Genomic DNA, 8,498 nt, shown 5'->3' with positions numbered 1-8,498 from the left:
TCATCCCACACGCGTAGGCGAAGCCCGCCGTAGGCATCGCTGCCTTTATCCTTTATTTAGTATCTATGTACTATATTTAGATGCGTTCGCCCTGGATAGAAAGTTGATCTAGCAGGCGTTGTCCGTACCCTACTTGAAAGTACTCATGCAATGCTGAACTAATAAGTGTAAGACAACCATCTACAGCTTCTCGATCTGTATTTGTGAACTTGGCGATCGCGTCTTGTACAGCTTGGCGAAAATCTGGGATTTTTAGATTTGCTGGTTGTGTGGTATCAAAACTTTCTTGCGGGAAAGGTTCATCTATTTGCAAAACCTGAGCGCGATCGTAAACTTTACGGGTAATCTCATATGTAGATTCGTCCGTATTTGCGGTGCCAACAAACCAGACATTATCAGGGATTGGTAGCTGGACTGCACCGTTTTTCAATCTAATTCCTTTGGGAAGTTGACCTCCAGTAGGGTCGTGGTTTAGTAGTTCAATTTCTCTATCCTCTGGGCGACCTTCCATAATTGAAAGTAAATCGGCAAAATAGTATTCCACCCGTGACAGGTTCATTTCATCCAAAACTATGAAATAAGGATGATTACAGTAACGAGTTGTGCCTGCCTCATAGATTGCCCTAGAAAACTGAGACTCGTTAAAAACGCGGAAAAAAGAGTTATAAGAACCAAGCAAATCAAGCTTATCTCGCCAGCTAGATTGAACTTCAATTCAGGCAAATTTACCACCAATTGCATAAGCAAAATATTCTGGCAGACTAGTTTTACCCGTACCACTCTGACCTTGAATAATAATTAGTCTAGAAGCTGCCATTGAGGCAATAAAAGCGCGAATCGTATGTTTATCATAATAATGAGCAAAATGTGAGGTTTCAGCTTCTCCCATTTCTAACTCTTGGCGGCTTGGTAAACTACCCATCCAAGCACGACTTATATCAGCTAATTCATTTAGATTATTAACAGCAACACCATGAGGTCTGTCAATAGTATTTTCATTTTCTTTATCCATAGAAGCAAAATTACCAAACGCTTGTATTTGACTGGTTTGCAATTGACCAAGCATCCGTTTAAGTTCTTCTATTTGTTCACTCAAATACTGATTTAGTAACTTGAGAGTATCTCTCTCTTTGCGAAGTTGTTCTGTCTCCATCCTCTCTGAATGCTGCTGGCGACGGATACGTTCTAAATCATCAACCCTCGCTTGCAAATCTCGATACTTAGCTTCAAAATCAATTGTCGCTTCGGCACGCCTGCAAAGTTCGGCTAACTCTATCTCTGATGGATATTGCTCAAATAATTTCTCATATTTTCTAAGCTTATTCTCTAGAATATTGTTATCTTCTAAAATTTTCGCTGGCGAACCTGTTATAGCCTGGAGCCTATTTTTATTGCTCTCCAATTCTACCCTCATCTGATGATTTTCATCTTGAATCACTTGAAGTTGTTGTTCAATATTTTCTTTTTCTTTTATCAACCTATTAATTGCCTCTTCTGAACAAACATTTTCACGTTGAGTTAGTTCTTGTTCCTTATGTTGTAGTTTTTTCTTTTGCAAAGCTAACCAATCATTTTCCACTTCTAATTCTTTTTCTTGGCGTTCAATTTGCTTACTTTTTCTTGACAGCTTTTTATCTTCTTCTTCAAGATCCCTTTCTCTATCGTCAAGTACATTACGGTAATTTATTAATTCTTCTTCCTTCTTCTGGATTTCCTTAATTGTTTGCTCTCTTGCTCTTTGTCTATGTTCGTTGGCTAGACTTTGTGCCTGTTCAATAATAATATCTGCTTGATTTTGGACATCAAGCTTTAACTTTTGAGCTTCCTTGATAATTTTTTCAGCTTCCGTTTGTGTGGCACTTAACTTTTTGTCAACTTCCGTTTGTGCTGCTTCTATAATTTGTTGACGTTCTACTATAATTTCCTGTTTTTTTTCTGTTAGCCATTCCTGACGAGCCATAGCTTCTAATTCTTTAAAGCCATTAATAGCTTGCACTTTCTGTTGGGCTAATTCCTGTTCTCTTGTGGCAATCTCAGTTTCTTTTGCTGTGGTTATTTCTTTTTGTTCCTCTAACTGAAATTCCAGTTCATTGATTTTGTCTTGGAGTTTATGAATATCCTGGGACTGTACATCAACTGTTGACACATTTTGAGGAGTCACTGCAACATCAGCAGTATTTTGAGTATTAGTTTGAGGAGTAGTTGGTTGCTGAAGCTTCTTATTTATATTGAAATTCCTAGTTCTTTTACCCATTTATACCTCCTTTGATAATTGGGATTTGTTAATCGCCATACTTGAATAACTAAACGGACAATTTGATATGTTTTTGTTACTAGCTCCTCAACTAAAATGATTGGTTCGTTGTGGCTGCCACCAGCATGAGCGCCAATTGTGTTGCGGATATGGGCAATTTTTTCTATATCTGCTAAAAAATCTAAATGTTTTTTAAGTAAATATTCCAAAATACTGCGATGTAAGCTTTTACGCCGACTTGCTGATAGTAAAAATGTCACAAGATATGGTCGTAAAGAGTCTTTACCACCATCAAGAACATTACGGATTGCTCCTAATTTTGTAAATAAAATCCGCTCTGTTATTTCGCTTCCACCGCAGGCAATAACTGTATCTTTTAAACATTGTTGCAATGTATCCCTACTTTTATATGGTTCCCAAATATTTGCAGGAATTGTATCTAGTTGCAGTAAAGTAAACATTAACTGCTCTAAAACCCTTTGCGATCGCGTAATACTTGTGTCTGTCTCATCGAAACCACGTCCTAGAAGGGTACGCGATTGTTCTAAGCGTTCCAATTCTTTCCAAACTTGCTGCCAAACTTTGTCTGGTACAGAGCCGACTTCAAATATTATTTTGTCGTAGGCTTCCCTTGCTAAACCGATCGGCTCAATTTCTCCAGGTTGCTTGCGTTTCCAAGCTTCACGACTTTTGGACTGCAAATGCTCTACAATTTTCTTGCCTTCTTCACACTGGGATGTGGCAAAGTTCAATAGACGTATCCAACGAAAACCATCTGGAAGCCCAAAAGGACAGCGTAGAGAAAATTGACCATCGGATGTTCCCTCAACAATGCAAGAAACTAGCAAATAAAACTGTTGCGGTCGTTTACTTAACAGACGCACACCAAAATTTTCTGTTTGCTCTACCTTTGTGTTATTGCTTTGCGTCAAAGTATCTGCTTTGCTGATTTCAGTAAAACCATAGGCATCAGAAACAGCATTATCAGCCTGAATTCGTTTTAACAGCCGACGCTGAGTTTTTACTGCCGATGTCACATCAGCAGCGTTGGGTGTAGGTAGTGTTTGCCGTATCCACGGAAGTTGAAAAGCTTGGGAGACATCTGAACGACTAGAGTCAGCATAGCGTAACCTTTTAGTGTAAAACCAACTTAGAAGTTCACCGGCTGTTGCGTCCTGAAAAATCCAGCCATATTCTGTTTTCTCTTCATCCTCTTTTCCATCTTGCTGAAGAATTTTCTCTCCTTTATCAGTCAAGCGAGCTTTTCTGTCAATATAGCCCTGATTTTCTAGCTGTAACATGACATTAAAAAGAAAATCTTTGTGCTGTCCCAGCATTTGTGCTTGATCCTGGTGGCGCGTTACCCCAGCATGGGTTAGCCGTAGTGAAGTTAGCTGCAAAAAGTCTAATTTGCGCTCTGTTACTTGTGGCGCAGCGATTCTCCAACCATAAACAGGCCATAATATGTTTTGCTGTTGGTCAGTGTGCGCCTGCTGTTGGGCAAACAAAAGAATATTTATAGGTTTTGCATCTGATACTTGATTGCTTGGTAACAGTATCAGTTCGTCAGGTAAAGATTCATCATCATCAAACAGCAATTCATCATCAAAATCAGACATCTGCATAGCCCTGCTCACTTCGACACAAATCAACAAAAGCTTTTAAGCTGTTAGAGTAAGGTGTGCCATTAGGACGCAAAGACGCAACACAAGCAGAGTCTCCTACTCCAATTAGTACGCAACGGGCGCGGCTAAATGCAACACATAGCCGATTTGGAAGTGCTGTGAAACCAAGACGCTTTTCAATAGATACCTCCTGATTGCTGCGAACGGTGGAAAGATAAACTACATCATATTCCCGTCCTTGGAAAGCATCGACTGTTCCCACCCGCACCCGACGCTGTAAATGTTCTGGCAACCCGTGGCGCAGGTCTGCGATCGCCTCTTTGATTGCTTCTTCCTGGGCTGAGTAAAATGCAATCACCCCAACCATTCCCGTTGGTTTACTTGGGTCGAAATTAGGGTATTTTTCCGCTATGGGGGGAAGTACACGACGCAGTTCGCACATAATCCGGTCAACTTCCGCAGCACGCTGCCAGCTACGATTGCCAGCACGAGTCTCACCCCCAATACTTTTAGGCACATCTAACCAAGCAATGGGTTTTAGATTATACTCACCTGTATAATTCGGTCGTGATTCCGGCTTGACAAAACTAGAGTTAAGGGGGCTTTCAGGATAAAAGCGATCGCTGACAAATTGCCCAATCGTCGGATGCATTCGGAACTGAGCCGTTAGCTGGGCAGTCCGCTCAATACCATCGATAGCGGTTTGTTTGGGCAGTGATTCCCAAAGTCTTTCAAATAGACTTTTACCATATATATCCTTTAGCTTTTCATCCCCCTCCTTAGCCAAACTCTGCTCAATTTCCCTTTCTAAAACGTGAGGAAGTTGTTTGTGGTCGCCAATGAGGATAACCCGCCGTCCCTTTACCATTGGTATTAATAAATCAAGGGGATTTGCCCTTGCGGCTTCATCCACCACAACTAAGTTAAAAGTCCGGTTAGCCATTCCCAAATACTTTGAGTCGGCTTGTCCGCAACTGGTAGCTTGAATTGGTGAATATTTTCCAATCACTTCTCTGACATGGGCTGGATCTTCTTCTAAATAGCGGACAAATAGCTCCAGCGCTTCTTGCTGTCCTTCTACACTTTGGTCGCGGGCTACCTCAACTTCCTCGAGCGCAGCTAGGAGGCATTGCTCAATTTCTCGATCGGACACATCTTGTTCGGCGATCGGGGCAGCAAAGGGAATCTCTAGTAGTTGTTGGCGAATACCAATACAAGCATTCTGCAAGGATATCCAGGGTTCCCGATAAGCTGTATTTTCTTCTGTCCAAGCAGCAGCAACTTCCACAGCTTCAATAATATCGGGTGAAAGATTATCAAGATAAGGCTCCAAAAAGCGTCTCAATCTCCGAGCCTGTCGATTGCCATCATCTTTAAAATTTTCTTCTGCTGTACACTGCTGATTTAATCTGCGTTCTAGTTCCTCCCTATCTTCGGCATCTTCAATCACTGGCTTGGGCTGAGTCTGCACTGTTGGAACAGTAGCCGCAAGGCGGTCTAATTCGGCTATTCGCTGGGCAGATAAAAACTGTTCTGCCGCATTGCGAAAAGCTAAAATAATTTCACGGGTTCCTTCCCTTCCTCCTGCTGAAGTGCGCCAATGGGAGAGGCTACCTTTGAGTTGGTCGATGAGGGTGCGAGTTGCTTTATGTTCGTTCTTTAAGTGCGAACGCACAACCTTAATAACTTGATCGCCCCACGCTTGAATTACCTCGGCTCCTCGATCTTCCCCTTTTTTGCCTCCAAGTCGGTCAACAGGAAGTCCTGAAAGGCTCATGCCTGCGATCGCATTATCCACTGCCTCATGCTGCAAACTCGTGACCAAGACTGTTTCCAACCCATCGTTCGTATTACGCCCTTCATTAAGCATGGTCAGTAATGCCTGAATGACCCTTGTCTTCCCTGTTCCTGGCGGCCCCTGAATGACGGCAATATCTGGTGTAGACAGTGCAATGCGTAACGCCTTTTCTTGATCTGGCGTTGGCCCAGTTTCCCCAAACATCTTGCGTGCTGGTTTTGTAATTATCTTTTTTTGGCGAGGAATTGCCCGCTCAAAGGTTTTTCCCTCAAAAATTAAGCCTAAATAAGGCAAGCCAGCGCGTGCAGATTCCAAGGTCTTGAGCGCATTATCACGTTTTTTGAGTTTTGACTCCTCCAAAGCCATAGAGGGGGAAATTACTCCATTACTGGGTGGCTCGTTATCGCTTTCCCAAACAACTGTGAGGCGCTTATTTTTCTGGTCGCAATCCACTGCTAATCCTTCTGGTTTACCTCCATCGCTTTGTATTATTACTGGCAGTCCATCACCAGAAATATGCTCAACCCAAGGCTTAAGGTTGGCTGATGGTTCTAAGTTAAAAATTAGTAAAGTTTTACTACTGTCATCAGATTTTAGTTTTGGTCTGCCTTGATAGCGTAAAGGTGGCAAAGATCCAAAACGCTCTTCTAAAATTCTTTTTTCTTCTGAGTTGTAATGCTTCCAACTGGCAATCCAACTATTATTTTCTCTAACAGCTTTGTCAAGGGCTGCAATTGCTGCCGAATATATAGTACAAGCGGCTGTTTTGTCGCAGAACTCTAACGATTGGCGCATTAAATATATAGGGCGGCGATCAAGATTTTGCCCGCGATGTTTAACAATTCGTTTTGCTAACAGTTGTTGCTTATCATCACTAAAAGTCAAATCAAGAGCAAGATCAGCCCCAACCACAGTAAATCCCCGTTCCAAATCTGGATCGCTAGCACCAGAATTAACAAACCAATAGCTAAATTTATCAAGCAAAAACTCCCGTTCCAAACAGCGTTTTGCATCTTGAAACGTCTTTACTTTAGACCACTGGCGCATCACAACTGTCTCGATAAATTCGTCAGTCAGCGCCACTTGCAACTGTACGGGAATTTCAGCTTCTGGGAGAGTAAAAGCTTGTCCTTTAATTTCAACTTCCTGGGCTGCTGCTTTCATAATGCAAGCAAGTATACTAACCTGCCCTGATTGCAATTCCCACATTAATACCTTGGCATCAGCAGAGTTTGGCTCAACTTCGATTACCAAATCGGAATCATTACTGTTGGGAGCTTCAAAGCCAAGAATACCTTCATCAATTCGTTGTAATTCAACTATTTTATCTTCCCACTCTGACTGTGCCGCACTTCTTTGCAGCAAAAAACGTCCGCTTACCTCTTTGCCAAATTTCAAGTCAAATAATTTCATCCTTGACCTCCCATGTGTGGGTAAGGATTACGCACCCTTGCTCTAATACCAGATGGAAAGGTGATCAATGTTTGGTCAGATAACCAGATTTTTTTACCAGGATCACAAGTTCCTTCATATCCAGCAGCATCTTTTGTTTTCCAAGTATCTTGGCTTAAGTTTTTGAGTCCGTAAACTTTATCGCCGTTACTATTGGGCGTGGAACCAAACAATGCTGCATTACCAATTGCTTCCAGATTGCCACTTACCAAGCGAGTAGGAATAATCCTCTGTTGTTCTTCATCTAAGACCAGTCTGTGAGGTTTTTTATTTCTGATCAATTCCTTGCGCTCGTCTTCGTCTAAGTTATCAATAGCTGGATCGACATTAAAGAAACCAAGTTCAATTGGGCGATCGCTTGTTTGTCCGCACCAGTCACAAACAAAGGGAGTACCTCGCATTTCTGGTAAATAGGTAGTAGCACCACATTTGGGGCAAAGTGCGGTTTGATCCGCAGCTTCCAACAAAGCAATTAGCCATTCTTCTGGCGATGGTCGCGCCCAAGGGTCTGCTACACCGTTTTCAAAAGCTCGTCGGCTTAATTCTCTAAGTTTTCTAGTTAACACGCGCCCTAGTGGTAAACCCGCAGATGAGCGATTTTGGTTGTTGTCTCTGGAGTCTATAAAAGGCAGTTCCCCCTGGTAAGCCATTTCCTCTAATTCCGGCTCACCTTCAAGGACTTCATCTCCAAAAAAGGGATGATTTAGCACTAACAGATGAAAAATTGCTACCGCCAAAGACCAGCGATCGCACGCATGATCCGGAAAGCGAGACTCTTTCAAAATTTCTGGGGCAATAAACCCAGGACTGCCCATAACTTCAGCAAACGATGTGCCCGGAACAATCAAGTTGTCCGCATCGATAAGTTTAATAAAAGTTTGCTTGGGGTCTGATGATACTAGGACGTTTTGCCAAGATAAATCCACGTAACAAAGACCATTGCGATGGATTTGCTGTATGGTTCTGGCTAATTGGGCAGCAATCCTCAAGCGACGACGCAATCCTCCTGTAGCAACGTGCCAATTAGTAGTAAGTCTTTTGGGGTACACTAATTCCGCCAATGGAATGCTGTCATTAACCCGCTCCATCACATAGCCCAAGTAAGGCTCATCCAAAACAGCACGAGGTAACACCAAGGCATCAACCTCTAAATTGCGGCGGAGCAAAATACGCAGATGTTTGTGAAAATCTGCTGAACTAGAGTCAGGCGGTTTGCGGACTTTCACGAGGATATTTTCATCCTCAGTGGTATATATTGCTCCTTGCCTTCCTTGCTGTGCGTTCGCTTATTTTAAAACTCGAAATTGAATTAAAGCCCTAATTTAGGAGGAAAAAACCTGTTTTTAAGTAAGCAATCAATATGAGGTAA

General features: G+C 42.3%; 5 protein-coding genes. All 5 read right to left on the bottom strand.

The annotated features are described in order from the left end of the window. Positions 1–76: 76 nt before the first annotated feature. The 5 genes from V7K42_RS17415 to V7K42_RS17395 are packed head-to-tail and all read right to left on the bottom strand — an operon-like array spanning position 77 to position 8,355. On the bottom strand, positions 77–679 hold the full coding sequence (locus V7K42_RS17415; protein ID WP_334918181.1) for a hypothetical protein: 603 nt from the start codon (positions 677–679) through the stop codon (positions 77–79). 36 nt (positions 680–715) lie between these two features. Continuing rightward, positions 716–2,254, bottom strand: a complete 1,539-nt coding sequence (locus tag V7K42_RS17410; RefSeq protein ID WP_334918179.1) for a hypothetical protein — start codon at positions 2,252–2,254, stop codon at positions 716–718. Next, a complete protein-coding gene (locus V7K42_RS17405) occupies positions 2,224–3,873 on the bottom strand; it encodes a hypothetical protein (protein ID WP_334918177.1) in 1,650 nt (549 codons plus the stop codon). The genes V7K42_RS17410 and V7K42_RS17405 overlap by 31 nt, the downstream gene beginning before the upstream one ends. Further along, entirely contained in the window at positions 3,866–7,090 is a 3,225-nt protein-coding gene (locus tag V7K42_RS17400; protein WP_334918175.1) for a DEAD/DEAH box helicase, read from the bottom strand. The genes V7K42_RS17405 and V7K42_RS17400 overlap by 8 nt, the downstream gene beginning before the upstream one ends. Further along, the gene (locus V7K42_RS17395) at positions 7,087–8,355 is read right to left on the bottom strand and encodes a protein kinase domain-containing protein (protein ID WP_334918173.1); all 1,269 of its coding nucleotides are present in this window, start codon (positions 8,353–8,355) and stop codon (positions 7,087–7,089) included. Before V7K42_RS17395 ends, V7K42_RS17400 begins: the two co-directional genes overlap by 4 nt. Positions 8,356–8,498 lie beyond the last annotated feature (143 nt).

It is taken from the genome of Nostoc sp. (genome assembly GCF_036917455.1).
Lineage (GTDB): Bacteria > Cyanobacteriota > Cyanobacteriia > Cyanobacteriales > Nostocaceae > Nostoc.
The sequence above is the reverse complement of the archived record's forward strand: the minus strand, read 5'-3'. Positions and strand labels throughout refer to the sequence as shown.